Genomic DNA, 16,903 nt, shown 5'->3' with positions numbered 1-16,903 from the left:
AATATTGCTCAATCTTCGAACGGGGGAAGGATTGTAGCAGAAAGCGAGGCCGAGGGAGTAACAGGCTGCCCCTTCAGGCAGCCAGGAAAAGATAAATCAGGGTGCGCTGGCGGCAAGCGGCGTATAACCGTTACGTTTTGCGCTCAGGATCCAACTGTAAGAGCCCATCACCGCAATCGCCGTTAGCAGGACATACTCCAGCGACATCGCGTAGACCCCCTGAACCGCGTAAATAACGACGCTAATAACGTCGATAAGCACCCACAGCAGCCAGTTTTCCACATATTTGCGCGTCATCAACACCATCGCCGCAATCGACAGCACCAGCATGGTGGAATCCCAGAACGGGAACGCATCCGGTTGTAACTCAGGCATCGCCACCTGAACCCCCACCGTTTGCAGCAGCGCAAGCATAACGCGAGTCAGCATGGCGAACACCGGATCAATAAACAGCGTCATCAGCAGGATGGCGACAATGCACACGCCACCCAGTACCAGCGTTTGCTGCCGGGAAAGCCAGCGCACTTTCAGCGCCGCCTCTTGAGCCTCATTCTGGCGGCTCCACGCATACCAGCCATAGATATTCGCGGCAAAGAAGAACACCTGAAGCAGCAGGCTGGCGTACAGCTGAATCTGGAAAAAGATAGCGGCAAACAGGGTTACGTTAATCAGACCAAACAGGTAATTGATGATTTTTTCCCGGCTGGCGCACCAGATGCACAATAAACCAAAGATCGTACCAATAGCCTCAATCCACGACAGCGCATACCCGCCTTCACCGAGAGGAATATTGACCATCACATTGTTAATACTGAAAAAGTCCATCATTGCTCTCCTTGCTGACTATCGGAATAAATGGCCTGTAGCGCCAGGGAAATCTGCCGTTCTTCACCCAGCTGACACAGCGTTTCCTGCTGAACATAATTGTTGATGCTGTTGCCCAGACAACCGTTGTGAGCGACAACCACATTGAGTAGCGATGCCGTGCGAAGTCCACGTAATGAACCAACAGTCATCAACGCGGCGGTTTCCATATCCGCACCCAGAATACCGCGGCCGGACCATTCGGCATCCAGTTCAGCCTCATGATCGGTGTAAAAGCTGTCGTGGCTGCGAACCAGCCCGCAAACGGCGGGAATCTTCATCTGCTTAGCCTGCTGCATCAGCATTGCCGTAAGCAGGGGATCCGCGCACGCCGGATAACTGACAGGCGCATAGGTTTTACTGGTACCATCATCCGCGACCGCGCCGCTGGCAATAATTACCTCGCCCAACGCCAGCGCGTCCTGCAATGCCCCGCAGCTACCGATACGGATCAGCGTGTTGACGCCAATCTGGCGTAACTCCTCAATGGCGATGGCAGTAGAGGGCCCGCCGATTCCCGTCGAGAGTACAAGAATTTCAACGCCCTGATACCAGCCGCGCGCCGCGCGGAACTCCCGATTTTGTCCCAACATTTCAGGGTCATCCAGAAAACGCGCTATCCGATCCACCCGCTCTGGATCGCCAGGTAATAACGCATACTGTGCGCTGGTCATGCTTTTGCTTAATCGAATATGGGGTTGCATCTCCCGTCTCCTCAGGACGCCGGGGTTCTCAGATCTCCGCCTCCTGTTTCAGTTTTTCAGGAGACATCAGAACGATCCGCTCACCGTCGGTATCAATAATTTTCAGCGATTTAAGATCGTGCAAAATGCGGTTAATACTCCGTGTCGTCGCCGCAAACTCCTGACTGAGATTCTGCTTATCCAGCAAAATCGAGGTCGATTCATGTTGTTGATATCGTTGCCATAATACCTGACACACTCGCTGATGCAGCGAGTACAAATTGTCGCTGCTGGCCTTTTTCGACAGCTGATAATACTGCTGACTGAAAAAGCGCAGCATCCGCTGATTGAAATGGTTATCCAGCGCCAGCCAGCGATTAAAATATTCCTGCGACAGACTTAACAACTGCACGTTACCTGTTGCCACTACCGAGCAGATGTAATGTCGTGACGCAAAAATCTCCAGCTCGCCCAGCATGTCGCCTTTACAGTAATGCGCCTGTCGATAACGACGACCATCTTCAGCCTCGTAAAAGACATCCACCTCACCAGACACGATCAGCGAAAACTGTCGGCAGATTTCACCCTGACGACAAATGAGCCCACCGCGCGGAATATCCTCAAAACGCCAGTTCTGCATAACCTCCAGCGGGCAGTATTTGAGCAGCTCGTACAGCACGGGATCGCGTACCACCTGAGTTAACCCGGTAAGCCAGTCACCTGAAAAATCTGCTTTTTTCATTGTGTTCATGTTATCTCTTCCCCCAGACGCAAAGACAGGACCCCTGTCCCGCTCCTCCTGCAATACGACAGATAAAAATGATGTCCACCTCCCGGTTCGCTAAACCGGATGGGACATCTGTCCTGCGATGGCGAAGAGTATATGTCTGACACCCTGAGGAGTGATAAAGTGGCGGGCAACCTTTGAGACATGAGAACGAAATAATGGCCAAAAACGCAGCAGCACTGCATATCCTGGTAAAAGAAGAGAAGCTGGCACTGGAGCTTCTGGAACAAATCAAGAATGGCGCCGACTTCGGCAAGCTGGCGAAGAAGCATTCTATCTGCCCGTCAGGCAAAAGAGGCGGTGATTTAGGTGAATTCCGTCAGGGCCAGATGGTCCCGGCATTCGATAAAGTGGTCTTCTCCTGCCCGGTGCTGGAACCAACCGGTCCGCTGCACACCCAGTTCGGTTACCACATCATTAAAGTGCTGTATCGCAACTAAAAAGCCGGGTGGCAGATTCGCCTTACCCGGCCTACGCGATAAATTTCCCTATGGATTTCAGCTTGCAGGAAGGCGGCAAGCGAGTACAGCCCAGGAGCATAGAAACTCTGTGACTGGGCTGTACGAACGAAGACAACGCATCTGCAAGCTGAAAGACGACGGGAAATTAACCCGCTACCGCAATACGCTTCATATCCGTCATATAACCGCGCAGTTTCTTACCTACCTGCTCGATAGCGTGACTGCGGATTGCTTCGTTCACATCGCGCAACTGCGCGTTATCTACCGCACCTTCGGCAATCGCTTTGCCCAGATCGCCGGTCTGGAGAGTGGTCATGAACTCTTTCAGCAGCGGTACGCACGCGTAAGAGAACAGGTAGTTACCGTATTCTGCGGTATCGGAGATAACCACGTTCATTTCGTACAGACGCTTACGGGCGATAGTGTTCGCGATCAGCGGCAGCTCATGCAGTGATTCGTAGTAAGCAGACTCTTCGATGATGCCGGAATCGACCATGGTTTCGAATGCCAGCTCAACGCCCGCTTTCACCATCGCGATCATCAGAACACCTTTATCAAAGTACTCTTGCTCACCGATTTTGCCTTCATATTGCGGCGCGGTTTCAAACGCGGTTTTACCGGTCTCTTCACGCCAGGTCAGCAGTTTCTTATCGTCATTCGCCCAGTCAGCCATCATGCCGGAGGAGAATTCACCGGAGATGATGTCATCCATATGTTTCTGGAACAGCGGCGCCATAATCTCTTTCAGCTGTTCAGACAGCGCGTAAGCACGCAGTTTCGCCGGATTAGACAGACGATCCATCATCAGCGTGATACCGCCCTGCTTCAGCGCTTCGGTGATGGTTTCCCAACCGAACTGGATCAGTTTTTCCGCGTATGCCGGGTCAGTGCCTTCTTCTACCAGCTTATCGAAGCACAGCAGAGAACCAGCCTGTAACATACCGCAAAGGATAGTTTGCTCACCCATCAGGTCAGACTTCACTTCCGCCACGAAGGAGGATTCCAGCACACCGGCACGGTGACCACCGGTTGCCGCAGCCCAGGCTTTGGCAATCGCCATGCCTTCGCCTTTGGGATCGTTTTCCGGGTGAACCGCAATCAGCGTCGGCACGCCAAAGCCACGTTTGTACTCTTCACGTACTTCCGTACCCGGGCACTTCGGCGCCACCATCACCACGGTGATGTCTTTACGGATCTGCTCGCCCACTTCCACGATGTTGAAGCCGTGAGAGTAGCCCAGCGCCGCGCCATCTTTCATCAGCGGCTGAACGGAACGCACAACGTCAGAGTGCTGTTTGTCCGGAGTCAGGTTAACCACCAGGTCAGCCTGCGGGATCAGCTCTTCGTAGGTACCCACCCTGAAGCCGTTTTCGGTCGCTTTACGCCAGGAAGCGCGCTTCTCAGCAATCGCTTCTTTACGCAGCGCGTAGGAAATATCCAGACCGGAATCACGCATGTTCAGCCCCTGGTTCAGACCCTGCGCGCCACAGCCGACGATGACCACTTTTTTACCCTGAAGGTAGCTTGCGCCATCGGCGAATTCGTCGCGGCCCATAAAGCGACATTTGCCCAGCTGTGCCAGCTGCTGGCGCAGGTTCAGTGTATTAAAGTAGTTAGCCATGATGGTGTACTCCGTGTGTTGTGTTGTTTTATTACTCTATGGATTTCACGTTTTAGTAAGGCGTCACGTCTGCGAATCCCCAGGAGCTTACTCAAGTAAGTGACTGGAGTGAGTTGACGCAGATAGCGCACCTGCAATGTGAAAGACGACGAGTAATTTATTGTTCGGTTCGCTTTTGCGAAATTGAACCCACTATATGACAGGAAATTCATTGCGGAAATTGATATATTCACAACGTCACATTGCAATTTATGCAACGTAGAAAACAGGAGACCTGTCTGTGGATTTACGCGATCTGAAAACCTTCCTGCATCTGGCGGAAAGCCGCCATTTCGGCCGTAGTGCACGAGCGATGCACGTCAGCCCCTCCACGCTCTCGCGTCAAATCCAGCGCCTTGAGGAGGACCTCGGGCAGCCGCTGTTTGTGCGCGACAACCGTACGGTGACGCTAACCGAAGCGGGGGAAGAGTTACGCGTTTTCGCACAACAAACCTTGTTGCAGTATCAGCAACTGCGCCACACCATCGATCAACAAGGGCCATCCCTGTCAGGTGAGCTACATATTTTCTGCTCGGTAACCGCCGCATACAGCCATCTGCCGCCGATTCTCGACCGCTTCCGCGCCGAACATCCATCCGTAGAAATCAAACTCACCACCGGCGATGCGGCTGATGCGATGGAAAAAGTGGTGACGGGAGAAGCCGATTTAGCGATCGCCGGGAAACCGGAAACATTGCCGGGCGCGGTGGCATTTTCCATGCTGGAAAATCTGGCAGTGGTCCTGATCGCCCCGGCGCTCCCCTGCCCGGTACGCAACCAGGTTTCTGTAGATAAACCCGACTGGGCAACAGTGCCGTTTATCATGGCCGATCAGGGGCCGGTCCGTCGCCGCATTGAGCTGTGGTTCCGTCGCCACAAAATCAGTAATCCGTCGATTTACGCGACGGTGGGGGGGCACGAGGCGATGGTCTCGATGGTGGCGCTGGGCTGTGGTGTGGCGCTGTTACCGGAAGTGGTGCTGGAAAACAGCCCCGAACCGGTGCGTAATCGCGTAATGATTCTGGAGCGTAGCGACGAGAAAACGCCGTTTGAACTGGGCGTCTGCGCGCCTAAAAAGCGGCTACATGAGCCGCTGATTGACGCCTTCTGGAAGATTGTGCTGGAGAGGAAAATCGAAGAAGGGAAATGAACGTTATAAATCCGCCGGGTCGATCTGCTTCATCGTTTCTACCGTCATCAACCACTGGTACAGCGGCTCCAGCTGGCGGAACCCGTCGGCCAATAGCGTGACCAGATCGGCGTGGAAGAGTTTTTCGATGTCGTTATCCGTGGCCATCGCGGCAAAAGATTTACGGTGATACCAGTCTGAGATCGTCGGTTCAAGGTCTTTCACAAGCAGCCGCTTATAGCTCTCCCCCACCAGCTCAAACGGAGCACGGCAACTCCCGGCGACGTCCAGAAACTGCTTCGGACGCTGTTTCAACGTGTGGCGAAACAGATCCATCGTCGGCTTACTGGCACGGTAATAACCCAGTCCATAACGCAATGTATCCGGACTGATTTCAAAAAAATACGCGGGTGCATCGGTCCAGTTCTTCGCGGAACGCTTAAAGGTCAGCCACATCCGGCTGCGGTAAAGAGATTTATCGTGCGAGAAGCGGGTATCGCGGTGAATGCGCGATAAGGTTTTGCCGATAGCTGATCGGGTTTCCAGCTGCGGATCGATCTCCAGCATCGTCGGCGCTAAATCCTCCACCAGCGCACGAAACGGCGTGAGGACGCTGCGATCAAAAATAAAACGGTGCTCTTCAAACCACGTCTTATCGTTTTCGATCCGTACTTGTTGAAGAAAATTGAGCCCTTCTTGTGCAAATCCCTGAAAGCGTCCTGCCATCTGCTTACCCTTTTCACTGAGGAGGTTTTCAGCGCATTATCGCACCTGCCGATCTGCTGTCTATGCAATTCTGACGGATGACCGGAAGGGCACTTTCTTCCGGTCATCATAATCACTAACCTGCGAGAAAGAACCGAAACGCCGGGTTACTGCTCTCATCATGACAGTCGTAACCCAGTTCGTTTAGCCGGGTTTCGAAATCAGGTTCGTGCTCGCCCAGTTCAAATGCCGCCAGTACACGACCGTAGTCGGTGCCATGGCTACGATAGTGGAATAACGAGATATTCCAGTGAGTACCCAACGTGTGCAGGAACTTCAGCAGTGCACCGGGAGATTCAGGGAACTCAAAGCTGTAGAGACGCTCCTGCAAGGGTTTCGACGGACGCCCACCCACCATGTAGCGCACGTGCAGTTTTGCCATCTCATCATCAGAGAGATCGACAACGCTGTAGCCGCCGTTATGCAGCAGGCTAAGGATCTCTTTACGCTCTTCCATCCCACGGCTCAAACGAACGCCAACAAAGATGCAGGCATCTTTCGCGTCGGCAAAGCGGTAGTTAAATTCCGTTACCGAACGGCCTCCCAGCAGCTGACAAAACTTCAGGAAGCTGCCCTTTTCTTCCGGGATGGTGACCGCCAGCAGCGCTTCGCGCTGTTCACCCAGCTCGCAGCGTTCAGACACATAGCGCAGGCCGTGGAAGTTGACGTTAGCGCCAGAAAGAATGTGCGCCAGCCGTTCGCCGCGAATGTTGTGCTTGGCGATATATTTTTTCATCCCCGCCAGCGCCAGCGCTCCCGAAGGCTCCGCGACTGCGCGCACATCCTCGAACAAGTCTTTCATTGCCGCGCAAATCGCATCACTGTCGACGGTGATGATATCGTCAAGATATTCCTGACATAAACGGAAGGTTTCATCGCCGATGCGTTTTACCGCTACCCCTTCGGCAAACAGCCCGACGCGCGGTAAGTCCACCGGATGCCCCGCATCCAGCGCCGCTTTCAGGCAGGCCGAATCTTCCGCTTCAACGGCAATGACTTTGATTTGCGGCATCAGTTGTTTGATCAATACCGCCACGCCAGCCGCTAAACCCCCGCCGCCAACCGGAACAAAAACCCTGTCGAGATGCGCATCCTGCTGGAGCAGCTCCAACGCCAGCGTGCCCTGACCCGCAATCACCATTGGATGGTCGAACGGCGGCACCCAGGTAAAGCCCTGCTGTTGCGCCAGTTCAATGGCTTTCGCTTTCGCTTCATCAAAGTTCGCGCCGTGCAGCAACACTTCTCCGCCAAAGCCACGCACTGCATCCACCTTGATATCGGCCGTCGCAACAGGCATTACGATCAGCGCCTTTACGCCAAGACGTGCGGAGGAGAACGCCACGCCTTGCGCATGGTTGCCCGCCGAAGCGGTGATAACGCCATGCGCTCTCTGCTCTTCAGTCAGCCCGGCCATCATGGCGTACGCACCACGTAGCTTGAAGCTGTGAACCGGCTGACGGTCTTCACGCTTCACAAGAATAACGTTGTCGAAGCGCGAAGATATTTTTTCCATTTTTTGCAGCGGCGTAACCTGCGCTGCTTCATATACCGGCGCACGGAGCACCGCGCGCAGATACTCCGCCCCTTCCGGGGCGGTAGACAGAGGTTGAGATTCAGCCATCATCAACCTCCCAGTTTCGATTTATCGCGAACCGCGCCTTTGTCTGCGCTGGTCGCCAGGCTGGCATAGGCACGCAGCGCAAAAGAGACCTGACGCTGACGATCTTTTGGCGTCCAGGCTTTGTCGCCACGGGCCTCCTGCGCTTCACGACGTGCGGCGATTTCCGCATCGCTGAGTTGCAGTTGAATACCACGACCTGGAATATCGATGGCAATCATGTCGCCATCCTCGATGATCGCGATATTACCGCCGCTGGCCGCTTCCGGTGAAACGTGGCCGATTGAGAGGCCAGACGTACCGCCGGAGAAACGACCGTCGGTGATCAGCGCACAGGCTTTGCCAAGCCCCATCGATTTCAGGAAGGTGGTCGGGTAGAGCATTTCCTGCATCCCCGGACCGCCTTTCGGCCCTTCGTAGCGGATAACGACCACATCGCCTTCCACCACTTTGCCACCGAGAATCGCTTCTACCGCCTCGTCCTGGCTTTCATAGACTTTGGCCGGACCGGTAAATTTCAGGATGCTGTCATCCACACCCGCGGTTTTTACGATGCAGCCGTTTTCAGCAAAATTACCGTACAGCACGGCCAGACCACCGTCTTTGCTGTAGGCATGTTCCAGCGAACGGATACAGCCTTCGGCGCGGTCATCATCCAGCGAATCCCAGCGACAATCCTGCGAGAAGGCCTGCGTGGTACGAATGCCTGCCGGACCGGCGCGGAACATTTTTTTCACCGCATCGTCCTGCGTTACCGTGATGTCGTACTGCTCCAGCGTTTGCGGGAGAGTCATACCCAGTACGTTTTTCACATCGCGGTTCAGCAGCCCGGCGCGATCCAGTTCCCCCAGAATCCCTAACACGCCGCCCGCACGATGCACATCTTCCATATGATATTTCTGCGTACTCGGCGCGACCTTACACAACTGCGGTACTTTGCGGGAAAGCTTGTCGATATCACTCATGGTGAAGTCGATCTCCGCTTCCTGCGCCGCTGCCAGCAGATGCAGAACGGTATTGGTGGAGCCGCCCATCGCGATATCCAGGGTCATGGCATTTTCAAACGCCGCCTTGCTGGCGATGTTGCGCGGCAGCGCGGAAGCATCGTCCTGCTCGTAGTAACGTTTGGTCAGCTCAACGATGCGTTTGCCTGCATTGAGGAACAGCGCTTTCCGATCGGCGTGAGTTGCCAGCAGAGAACCGTTGCCCGGCTGCGACAGGCCCAGTGCTTCAGTCAGACAGTTCATTGAATTTGCGGTAAACATTCCCGAGCACGATCCACAGGTCGGGCAGGCGGAGCGTTCAACCTGATTACTCTGATCGTCAGAAACTTTCGGGTCCGCCCCCTGAATCATCGCGTCAACCAGATCGAGTTTGATGATCTGATCGGAAAGTTTGGTTTTACCGGCTTCCATCGGGCCGCCGGAAACAAAGATCACTGGAATATTCAGACGCAGCGACGCCATCAGCATTCCAGGGGTAATTTTATCGCAGTTGGAGATGCAGACCATCGCATCCGCACAGTGGGCATTCACCATGTACTCAACTGAGTCGGCGATCAGCTCGCGAGACGGCAGTGAGTAAAGCATGCCCCCGTGGCCCATGGCGATACCATCATCCACCGCAATGGTGTTGAATTCTTTGGCAACGCCACCGGAGGCTTCAATCTGCTCAGCAACCAGTTTCCCCAGGTCTCGCAGGTGAACGTGACCCGGTACAAACTGGGTAAACGAGTTCACGACGGCGATGATCGGCTTACCAAAATCGGCATCGGTCATTCCGGTTGCGCGCCACAGCGCGCGGGCTCCTGCCATATTGCGGCCATGTGTGGTTGTGGCGGAACGATACTTAGGCATGCTTTATTTACTCCCAGTGTCTGTCTCATTAGAGGGACGGTGCGTGCCGTCCCATCTTATTTCTTATATCCCCTGAATAGTTCAAGTTGCATGAAGGCGGCAAGTGAAAGAATCCCCTGGAGCTTACACAAGTAAGTGACTGGGGTGAACGAGCGCAGCCAACGCACATGCAGATTGAAATATGACGGGCATATTTATTGATTAACCTGATCCAACCAACCCCATTTATCCTCAGTTTCACCGGTGAAGAGGCCAAAGAATGCTTGCTGGATGCGTTTAGTGACCGGGCCACAGCGACCTTCGCCAACCTGGATACCATCTACGCTACGGACCGGCGTGATTTCCGCTGCGGTACCGGACATAAAGACTTCATCCGCCAGATACAGTGATTCACGGGACAGCACCTGTTCGCGCACTTCAAGACCCAACTCTTTCGCCAGCTTGATGATCGCGTCACGAGTAATGCCCGGCAGTGCAGAGGAGGTAAACGGCGGGGTAAAGAGCACGCCATCTTTCACTTCAAACAGGTTTTCACCCGCACCTTCAGAGATATAACCGTTCACATCCAGGGCAATACCTTCCTGATAACCATGGCGACGCGCTTCGCTGCCGACCAGCAGAGAAGAGAGGTAGTTGCCGCCAGCCTTCGCCGCGGTCGGGATGGTGTTTGGTGCTGCACGGTTCCAGGAAGAGACCATTGCATCGATTCCCTGATCCAGCGCTTCAGCGCCCAGGTATGCCCCCCAGGGGAACGCGGCAATAATCACATCGGTGGTATAACCAGCTGGCGGGTTAACGCCCATACCCACGTCGCCCACGAATACCAGCGGACGGATGTAGGCGCTGGTCAGATTGTTTTTACGGATCACATCGCGGCAGGCTTCCATCAGCTCATCAATGCTCTGAGAAACCGGGAAACGATAAATTTTGGCTGAATCATGCAGACGCTGCATATGCTCACGATGACGGAACACCACTGGCCCTTTGTGAGAGTCGTAGCAACGGATCCCTTCGAATACCGAAGTACCGTAGTGCAGAGCGTGGGACATTACGTGAACTTTCGCGTCTTCCCAACGAACCATCTCACCATTGAACCAAATGTAATCAGCTTTTTTCGTCGTCATTTTTCTTCCTTTGCGCTCAGGCGCGGATCTGTTGTGATGTGGTTGTGCTCTGGCAGATAGCAACGTGTGCAACATCTACCAGTTTACTTAACTGACTAAACAGTAAGTCGACCGACCGGGGACTGGCAACGGTCAATTCGATATTTATATTTTGCGCATCACCTGCGGCTTCCATATTCATCGCACACACCTGAAAACCACGGTGGCGCACTACGCGTAAAACACGTTCTAACGTTTCCGGATTAAAACGAGCCGCGACATTGACCTGATGTTGCATCATGATAATTTCTCCAGCATTTCAGAATTACTGGCGCCAGGCGGCACCAGAGGCCAGACATTCTCAAGTTCGTCGATTGAGACATGAAGCAGGTATGGCCCATCACTGTTCAGCATGGTGTCGAGTGCCGCTTCAACCTGGTCTTTACGGGTGATGTGTTGGCCAGGGATGCCGAAGGCGCTGGCTAACATGAGGAAATCGGGATTATCGGTAAGGGTGGTTTCGCTATATCGCTCCTGGAAAAACAGCTGCTGCCACTGTCGAACCATCCCTAACCGTTGGTTATCGAGTAAGACTATCTTCAACGGTAACTGCTTGCGTTTTACGGTGCCCAGCTCCTGTATATTCATCATGAAAGAGCCGTCACCGGAGATACAGATAACGGTATCGTCAGGTCGCGCAACCTGCGCCCCGACGGCGGCAGGTAAACCAAATCCCATCGTGCCTAAGCCGCTGGAGGTGATGAAATTCTCCGGGCGAGCGTAAGTCATATGCTGCGCGGACCACATCTGATGCTGGCCTACATCCGTCGTCACGACACAATCTTTGGGCTTACGGTCCGATAACTGTTTCAGCAACAATGGCGCATAAATAGATTCGCCGGGATGATCGTAACGCCAGGCATGTTCAGTACGCAGATCCGCATTACGCTGACGCCATTCATCGATATTTACCGTTTGCTGCAAAGCGGGTAACAGCATATTCAAATCGCCCTGCAGCGCCACGTGCGCCTGACGCAGCTTGTTCATTTCAGCCGGGTCGATGTCCATATGAATCACGCTGGCGTGTGGCGCAAAAGTATTCAACTTACCCGTCACACGGTCATCAAAACGCGCCCCCACCGCAATCAGCAGATCGCACTCCTGTACCGCAAAGTTTGCCGCTTTGGTGCCGTGCATCCCCAACATGCCCAGATAGTACGGGTAATCAGCGTCAACGGCGCCCAGACCTTTTAACGTACAGGTAACCGGCACTTGCGTTATGGCGATAAACTCACGCAGGGCCGGAACCGCTTGCGCCATTCCCACACCGCCACCCACGTACAGCATAGGCTTTTGCGCCTGAGCCAGCATTTTGCGTGCCTGTTCAACGTCAGCGTGTGGGAAAGTCGCCTGGCTTTCGACAGTGGTGAAATACGGATCCAGCATCCCACTGGCTAACTGGATATCTTTCGGGATATCAACCAGAACCGGACCTGGACGGCCTGAATTTGCCACCTCGAACGCCTCCGCCATGATTCGCGGCAGCTCTTCCAGTGACTGAACCAGGAAACTGTGTTTGGTACATGCCAGCGACAGGCCTAACACGTCCACTTCCTGAAACGCGTCAGTACCAATAAGCGGAGCAGCAACCTGACCAGTGATCGCAACAACTGGCACGGAATCTAACAACGCATCTGCCAGCCCCGTAATCAGGTTGGTTGCACCGGGACCGGAAGTAGCAATGCAGACTCCCGTTTTACCGGTAGCACGGGCATAACCGATGGCAGCCATTGCCGCACCTTGCTCATGTCGACACAACAGGTGTTCCACGCCGCCGTCGTACAACGCATCGTAGACAGGCATAATTGCGCCACCGGGATAGCCGAAAACGGTCTCGATCCCCTGAGCTCGCAACGCATGTACCACCCACTGTGCTCCATTCATAGTTAGTTCCCCGCCGTAAATCTGGAGAAACAGAATTTTATGCTGTTATTCATTATCTGTTCCTCTGTTGTGTTTTTAAGGTCAAAAAAAACCCCCGGACCTTTCGGTGCGGGGGTCTTAGTTCGTTAAGGCTTGATTTTTAAGCCTTTCCTCGTCCAAGTGCAGCCCCGCACGGTGGGATAATAATCACCACCACGCTAATCACGACCAGGCTAATCACTCGTAGAAGGGCTGTCATTTTTGTCTTTTCTTGCATCTTGTTCGAAGGAATACCTAAAGAGTTACCATAGATTTTGCTGATAGCACAAGAATTTTTTATTTTCATTTTTCTGACAGAGATAACGGCTTTGGAAAAACTCATTGTTTTTTATACAAAAAAAAGAAAATGAAAAAAATTCATTTTCTGTACGGTAATAATCGACTTTTTTCAGCATTTCTTTACTCATTGTCTTTTTTGCGAGTCGGTTTCCAGGAAATTTTCAGAGTTTCTCATTTACACTAAAAATTGAGGAATCTGCATCTAAAAATAGCAATTTCACAGGATACGGCGGCGATCTGTTGCGACAGAATAGCGACACCAGGAGGGTCTATGTCACTGTCAATCGTTCACACTCGCGCCGCACTTGGCATCCATGCACCAGCCATTACCATCGAAGTACATATCAGCAATGGCCTGCCGGGATTAATCATGGTTGGATTGCCTGAAACGACGGTCAAAGAGGCCAGAGATCGGGTACGTAGCGCCATTATTAATAGCGGATATGAATTTCCAGCGAAGAAAATCACTATCAATCTTGCCCCGGCAGATCTGCCCAAAGAAGGAGGGAGATATGATTTACCTATCGCTGTCGCACTCCTGGTGGCGTCTGAGCAACTTACAACCCATAAATTAGACGCATATGAGCTGGTGGGCGAACTCGCGCTTACAGGCGCATTACGCGGCGTTCCTGGCGCCATTTCCAGCGCAACAGAGGCCCTTCGCGCCGGACGGGGAATTATCGTCGCTAAAGAGAACGAGACAGAGGTAGGGCTTATCAGTGAAGAAGGTTGCCTGATCGCCGATCATCTGCAAACCGTCTGTGCGTTCCTGGAAGGGAGGCTGGCGCTCGCAAGACCAGCGCCCTTCACAGCAATGTCGTCGGCACCTTATAACGATCTCAGCGATGTTATCGGCCAGGAACAGGGCAAGCGGGGTCTGGAAATTACCGCGGCGGGTGGGCACAACCTGCTACTTATTGGCCCGCCAGGAACAGGGAAGACAATGCTCGCCAGCCGCCTCAGCGGATTGCTACCCTCACTCAATGACAAAGAGGCACTGGAAAGCGCAGCCATCCTCAGTCTTATCGGTGTAGACAGCGTGCAGCGACAGTGGAAACAACGCCCCTTTCGCTCACCTCACCATAGCGCCTCGTTAGCCGCAATGGTAGGAGGCGGTTCAATACCCGCTCCAGGTGAAATTTCTCTGGCACATAATGGCATCTTATTTCTTGATGAGCTGCCAGAGTTTGAACGACGCACGCTGGATGCTCTACGTGAACCAATTGAATCCGGGCAAATCCATCTTTCGCGTACCCGGGCTAAGATCACTTACCCTGCACGTTTTCAGCTGATCGCTGCAATGAATCCCAGTCCAACAGGGCATTATCAGGGAAACCATAATCGTTGTTCCCCTGAGCAGACGCTACGCTATCTCAATCGGCTCTCCGGCCCCTTCCTCGACCGTTTCGATCTTTCACTGGAAATCCCTCTGCCACCTCCCGGTATACTCAGCCATGCGGAGATAAAGAGTGAGAGTAGTGCCGTTGTCAAACAACGCGTCATCATTGCCCAGGAGCGCCAGTACGAACGTCAGAGCAAACTCAATGCTCATCTGGATAATCGAGAGATCCGCGCATTCTGTCAGTTAGATCCTGAAGATGCACAATGGCTGGAAGAGACGCTCACCCATTTTGGACTATCTATACGAGCCTGGCAGCGACTGCTGAAAGTCGCACGAACCATTGCCGATCTGGAGCACGCTGAACATATTACGCGTCAGCATCTGAAGGAAGCCGTCAGCTATCGGGCGGTTGATCGAATGCTTATCCATTTGCAGAAGTTACTGACATAAAAAAAGGGCTTTCGCCCTTTTTATCAGTCATCAGACTCAGTGTAGTCTTCAGCACCTTCCATCTGCGGTTTACCGCCAGACAGGGTGTGAAAGCGTTTTGGACGCTTTATACGCGTCATGTATTTGGACCAGACGCGTTCCGCCTCAGTCACCGGCTCACGTTCACCACGGCATACTGCAACGAAGAGCTTCTCTTCCTCGGTAACCGGCTCGCGTTTGCCCAGATCCAGCTCATTGAAGGCATAACCATGACGCTCAAGCAGTTGTGCCTCTTTGATGGTGAAATCACCATGACGAGAGAATCCGCGTGGATAATATTTGTTGTCGAAATATCGATTAGTCGTCGTAAAGCTTTCCGCCATCCTGCACGCTCCTAATTCTTTGGCCGAGCTATTTATGGCGCGGAGTATTAGTTACGCTTGACAGAGTGTAAAACAAAACATTTAAATCATAACGACAAATAATTTTGCGGAGAGTACTGTGGATACGGAATTGTTAAAAACTTTCCTGGAAGTTAGCCGGACGCGCCACTTTGGCCGGGCAGCAGAAGCACTTTACCTGACTCAGTCGGCGGTGAGTTTTCGAATAAGGCAACTGGAAAATCAGCTGGGAGTGAATCTTTTCACCCGGCACAGAAACAATATCCGCTTAACCGCCGCCGGTGAAAAGCTTTTGCCCTATGCGGAAACACTGATGAACACATGGCAGGCGGCACGCAAGGAGGTCGCCCACACGTCACGACATAATGAGTTTTCTATAGGTGCAAGCGCCTCCTTGTGGGAATGTATGCTTAATGGCTGGTTGGCACGTCTGTACCAGTCTCAGGATCCGCAAACCTGCCTGCAATTTGAAGCCAGAATTGCGCAGCGTCAGTCACTGGTTAAGCAGCTACATGAACGTCAGCTTGATCTGCTGATCACCACAGAAGCACCCAAAATGGATGAGTTCAGCAGTCAGTTACTGGGACATTTCACGTTGGCATTGTATTGCACAAACCCTTCAACAATGAAAGAGTCTCTAAATTACTTACGTCTGGAATGGGGTCCTGACTTTCAGCAACATGAGGTTGGTCTGATTGCTGCTGACGAAGTTCCGATGCTCACTACGAGTTCTGCAGAACTTGCCCGACAGCAACTCTCTCTTCTTAATGGTTGTAGTTGGCTACCAGTAAACTGGGCCAGGGAAAAAGGCGGCTTACATACCGTTGCTGACAGTGCGACACTTTCGCGTCCTTTATATGCAATATGGCTGCAGAATAGTGATAAATACGCATTGATCCGCGATCTTTTAAAAACGAATGTACTGGAAGATTAAGAGGTATTGCGTACTGGCAAGGATGCCGGGACCGGTGCTACTGAGTGGTTACCAGGGCGCTGTTTTTCAGGCAAAAAAAATCCTTAGCAGATGCTAAGGATTATTTTCTGGCAGGGGCGGAGAGACTCGAACTCCCAACACCCGGTTTTGGAGACCGGTGCTCTACCAATTGAACTACGCCCCTAATTAGGGTGGCGGAACGGACGGGACTCGAACCCGCGACCCCCTGCGTGACAGGCAGGTATTCTAACCAACTGAACTACCGCTCCACCGAATTTTTATACAACCACTGATTTTTACATCAGTTTACTGCTTAATTTGATGCCTGGCAGTTCCCTACTCTCGCATGGGGAGACCCCACACTACCATCGGCGCTACGGCGTTTCACTTCTGAGTTCGGCATGGGGTCAGGTGGGACCACCGCGCTGTTGCCGCCAGGCAAATTCTGTCTGTCAACACGCATTCCTGCGCATCAACTAATCTGTATCAAACTGAATATTGTTTCTGTCTCTCATCCGCCAAAACATCTTCGGCGTTGTAAGGTTAAGCCTCACGGTTCATTAGTACCGGTTAGCTCAACGCATCGCTGCGCTTACACACCCGGCCTAT

At 53.0% G+C, this 16,903-nt stretch carries 17 protein-coding genes, 2 tRNA genes and 1 rRNA gene; 4 read left to right on the top strand and 16 right to left on the bottom strand.

Going from position 1 to position 16,903, the window contains the following annotated elements:
- Positions 1-96: 96 nt before the first annotated feature.
- Genes pnuC through C3432_RS26390 form a run of 3 tightly spaced genes read right to left on the bottom strand, consistent with a single transcriptional unit; the run spans position 97 to position 2,298 of the window.
- Positions 97-825 carry a nicotinamide riboside transporter PnuC gene (gene pnuC / locus C3432_RS26400; RefSeq protein WP_103780485.1) on the bottom strand — a complete coding sequence of 243 codons (729 nt, stop codon included), beginning with the start codon at positions 823-825 and terminating at the stop codon, positions 97-99.
- The gene (locus tag C3432_RS26395; RefSeq protein ID WP_103780483.1) at positions 825-1,568 is read right to left on the bottom strand and encodes a nucleoside phosphorylase; all 744 of its coding nucleotides are present in this window, start codon (positions 1,566-1,568) and stop codon (positions 825-827) included. The genes pnuC and C3432_RS26395 overlap by 1 nt, the downstream gene beginning before the upstream one ends.
- Before the next feature lie 28 nt (positions 1,569-1,596).
- On the bottom strand, positions 1,597-2,298 hold the full coding sequence (locus C3432_RS26390; RefSeq protein WP_103780481.1) for a Crp/Fnr family transcriptional regulator: 702 nt from the start codon (positions 2,296-2,298) through the stop codon (positions 1,597-1,599).
- A gap of 194 nt (positions 2,299-2,492) precedes the next feature.
- Between C3432_RS26390 and ppiC the strand changes: the two genes are divergently transcribed.
- Positions 2,493-2,774: a peptidylprolyl isomerase PpiC gene (ppiC, locus tag C3432_RS26385; RefSeq protein ID WP_103780479.1), complete on the top strand. Its 282-nt coding sequence runs from the start codon at positions 2,493-2,495 to the stop codon at positions 2,772-2,774.
- Positions 2,775-2,940: 166 nt separating this feature from the next.
- On the opposite strand, the gene ilvC is transcribed toward ppiC, so the two are convergent.
- Positions 2,941-4,416 (bottom strand): ketol-acid reductoisomerase, encoded by a 1,476-nt coding sequence (gene ilvC / locus C3432_RS26380; protein ID WP_103780477.1) that lies wholly within the window; start codon positions 4,414-4,416, stop codon positions 2,941-2,943.
- A gap of 280 nt (positions 4,417-4,696) precedes the next feature.
- Between ilvC and ilvY the strand changes: the two genes are divergently transcribed.
- Entirely contained in the window at positions 4,697-5,605 is a 909-nt protein-coding gene (gene ilvY, locus C3432_RS26370; RefSeq protein WP_103780475.1) for an HTH-type transcriptional activator IlvY, read from the top strand.
- 3 nt (positions 5,606-5,608) lie between these two features.
- On the opposite strand, the gene C3432_RS26365 is transcribed toward ilvY, so the two are convergent.
- The 8 genes from C3432_RS26365 to ilvL form a co-directional block, all read right to left on the bottom strand.
- Positions 5,609-6,310 (bottom strand): DUF2461 domain-containing protein, encoded by a 702-nt coding sequence (locus tag C3432_RS26365; protein ID WP_103780473.1) that lies wholly within the window; start codon positions 6,308-6,310, stop codon positions 5,609-5,611.
- Positions 6,311-6,425: 115 nt separating this feature from the next.
- Complete coding sequence (gene ilvA / locus C3432_RS26360; protein ID WP_103780681.1) at positions 6,426-7,970, bottom strand: threonine ammonia-lyase, biosynthetic; 1,545 nt, start codon at positions 7,968-7,970, stop codon at positions 6,426-6,428.
- Between the two features lie 2 nt (positions 7,971-7,972).
- On the bottom strand, positions 7,973-9,823 hold the full coding sequence (gene ilvD / locus C3432_RS26355; RefSeq protein WP_103780471.1) for a dihydroxy-acid dehydratase: 1,851 nt from the start codon (positions 9,821-9,823) through the stop codon (positions 7,973-7,975).
- A gap of 194 nt (positions 9,824-10,017) precedes the next feature.
- Complete coding sequence (ilvE, locus tag C3432_RS26350; RefSeq protein WP_103780469.1) at positions 10,018-10,947, bottom strand: branched-chain-amino-acid transaminase; 930 nt, start codon at positions 10,945-10,947, stop codon at positions 10,018-10,020.
- A 16-nt stretch (positions 10,948-10,963) separates the two neighbouring features.
- Positions 10,964-11,227, bottom strand: a complete 264-nt coding sequence (gene ilvM / locus C3432_RS26345; RefSeq protein WP_103780467.1) for an acetolactate synthase 2 small subunit — start codon at positions 11,225-11,227, stop codon at positions 10,964-10,966.
- A complete protein-coding gene (gene ilvG / locus C3432_RS26340) occupies positions 11,224-12,870 on the bottom strand; it encodes an acetolactate synthase 2 catalytic subunit (protein ID WP_103780465.1) in 1,647 nt (548 codons plus the stop codon). Before ilvG ends, ilvM begins: the two co-directional genes overlap by 4 nt.
- Before the next feature lie 2 nt (positions 12,871-12,872).
- A complete protein-coding gene (ilvX, locus tag C3432_RS27860; RefSeq protein WP_219816773.1) occupies positions 12,873-12,923 on the bottom strand; it encodes a peptide IlvX in 51 nt (16 codons plus the stop codon).
- Positions 12,924-13,009: 86 nt separating this feature from the next.
- Positions 13,010-13,108, bottom strand: a complete 99-nt coding sequence (ilvL, locus tag C3432_RS26335; protein ID WP_001311244.1) for an ilv operon leader peptide — start codon at positions 13,106-13,108, stop codon at positions 13,010-13,012.
- A gap of 351 nt (positions 13,109-13,459) precedes the next feature.
- Between ilvL and C3432_RS26330 the strand changes: the two genes are divergently transcribed.
- Positions 13,460-14,980, top strand: a complete 1,521-nt coding sequence (locus C3432_RS26330) for a YifB family Mg chelatase-like AAA ATPase (RefSeq protein ID WP_103780463.1) — start codon at positions 13,460-13,462, stop codon at positions 14,978-14,980.
- Between the two features lie 23 nt (positions 14,981-15,003).
- On the opposite strand, the gene maoP is transcribed toward C3432_RS26330, so the two are convergent.
- On the bottom strand, positions 15,004-15,342 hold the full coding sequence (gene maoP, locus C3432_RS26325) for a macrodomain Ori organization protein MaoP (protein WP_042326051.1): 339 nt from the start codon (positions 15,340-15,342) through the stop codon (positions 15,004-15,006).
- 118 nt (positions 15,343-15,460) lie between these two features.
- Here maoP and hdfR point away from each other — a divergent pair, with 118 nt between their 5' ends.
- Entirely contained in the window at positions 15,461-16,294 is an 834-nt protein-coding gene (gene hdfR / locus C3432_RS26320) for an HTH-type transcriptional regulator HdfR (protein WP_103780461.1), read from the top strand.
- Positions 16,295-16,402: 108 nt separating this feature from the next.
- Here hdfR and C3432_RS26315 read toward each other — a convergent pair.
- The 3 genes from C3432_RS26315 to rrf all read right to left on the bottom strand — a co-directional run bounded on the left by C3432_RS26315 (position 16,403) and on the right by rrf (position 16,733).
- Positions 16,403-16,478 (bottom strand) — tRNA-Trp (locus tag C3432_RS26315).
- An 8-nt stretch (positions 16,479-16,486) separates the two neighbouring features.
- A tRNA-Asp gene (locus C3432_RS26310) sits at positions 16,487-16,563 on the bottom strand.
- A 54-nt stretch (positions 16,564-16,617) separates the two neighbouring features.
- A 5S ribosomal RNA gene (gene rrf / locus C3432_RS26305) occupies positions 16,618-16,733 on the bottom strand.
- Between the last annotated feature and the right edge of the window lie 170 nt (positions 16,734-16,903).

The organism is Citrobacter amalonaticus (genome assembly GCF_002918555.1).
Classification (GTDB): Bacteria; Pseudomonadota; Gammaproteobacteria; order Enterobacterales; family Enterobacteriaceae; genus Citrobacter_C; species Citrobacter_C amalonaticus_A.
Note: the sequence above shows the minus strand (reverse complement) of the source record. Positions and strands in the feature narration are given on the sequence as shown.

Bases quoted from the DNA above. Each gene is read 5' to 3' on its own strand.
- pnuC (WP_103780485.1), bottom strand. From the start codon at position 825: ATGGACTTTTTCAGTATTAACAATGTGATGGTCAATATTCCTCTCGGT.
- C3432_RS26395 (WP_103780483.1), bottom strand. From the start codon at position 1,568: ATGCAACCCCATATTCGATTAAGCAAAAGCATGACCAGCGCACAGTAT.
- C3432_RS26390 (WP_103780481.1), bottom strand. From the start codon at position 2,298: ATGAACACAATGAAAAAAGCAGATTTTTCAGGTGACTGGCTTACCGGG.
- ppiC (WP_103780479.1), top strand. From the start codon at position 2,493: ATGGCCAAAAACGCAGCAGCACTGCATATCCTGGTAAAAGAAGAGAAG.
- ilvC (WP_103780477.1), bottom strand. From the start codon at position 4,416: ATGGCTAACTACTTTAATACACTGAACCTGCGCCAGCAGCTGGCACAG.
- C3432_RS26365 (WP_103780473.1), bottom strand. From the start codon at position 6,310: ATGGCAGGACGCTTTCAGGGATTTGCACAAGAAGGGCTCAATTTTCTT.
- ilvA (WP_103780681.1), bottom strand. From the start codon at position 7,970: ATGGCTGAATCTCAACCTCTGTCTACCGCCCCGGAAGGGGCGGAGTAT.
- ilvD (WP_103780471.1), bottom strand. From the start codon at position 9,823: ATGCCTAAGTATCGTTCCGCCACAACCACACATGGCCGCAATATGGCA.
- ilvE (WP_103780469.1), bottom strand. From the start codon at position 10,947: ATGACGACGAAAAAAGCTGATTACATTTGGTTCAATGGTGAGATGGTT.
- ilvM (WP_103780467.1), bottom strand. From the start codon at position 11,227: ATGATGCAACATCAGGTCAATGTCGCGGCTCGTTTTAATCCGGAAACG.
- ilvG (WP_103780465.1), bottom strand. From the start codon at position 12,870: ATGAATGGAGCACAGTGGGTGGTACATGCGTTGCGAGCTCAGGGGATC.
- ilvL (WP_001311244.1), bottom strand. From the start codon at position 13,108: ATGACAGCCCTTCTACGAGTGATTAGCCTGGTCGTGATTAGCGTGGTG.
- C3432_RS26330 (WP_103780463.1), top strand. From the start codon at position 13,460: ATGTCACTGTCAATCGTTCACACTCGCGCCGCACTTGGCATCCATGCA.
- maoP (WP_042326051.1), bottom strand. From the start codon at position 15,342: ATGGCGGAAAGCTTTACGACGACTAATCGATATTTCGACAACAAATAT.